The organism is Paenibacillus sp. 203 (assembly GCF_037027525.1).
In the GTDB taxonomy this organism is placed as follows: domain Bacteria; phylum Bacillota; class Bacilli; order Paenibacillales; family Paenibacillaceae; genus Paenibacillus; species Paenibacillus polymyxa_B.
The window spans coordinates 1-284 of record NZ_JAXCHD010000073.1 but is presented as its reverse complement, the minus strand read 5'-3'; the positions used below and the strand labels follow the sequence as shown (position 1 = coordinate 284).

The window sequence follows — 284 nt, the reverse complement described above, 5'->3', positions numbered from 1 at the left end:
TGGTACTGAGGGAGTCAAAAGCATTGCACAATCATTAGGGATGAATCATGAAGCTTTACGTATGTGGATTAGGCAATACGAATCTCACGGGGTAAAAGCTTTTGAAAAAACCTATACAGCTTACTCCACGGCATATAAACTAGACGTACTCAACTATATGAACGAGAATGGGACGTCTCCGAATGAAGCAGCTGTCATTTTCAAAATTTCTTCACCTGGAGTCATTAGGAAATGGCGTAGTCAATTCAATGAACATGGAATAGACGCCCTGAATTCAAAGAAAA

General features: G+C 39.8%; 1 protein-coding gene. It reads left to right on the top strand.

Annotated elements, in window-relative coordinates:
• Positions 1-40: 40 nt before the first annotated feature.
• Positions 41-284, top strand: a 244-nt coding sequence (locus WA407_RS26860) for a helix-turn-helix domain-containing protein (RefSeq protein WP_336078743.1), incomplete at its 3' end; no start/stop codon positions are given.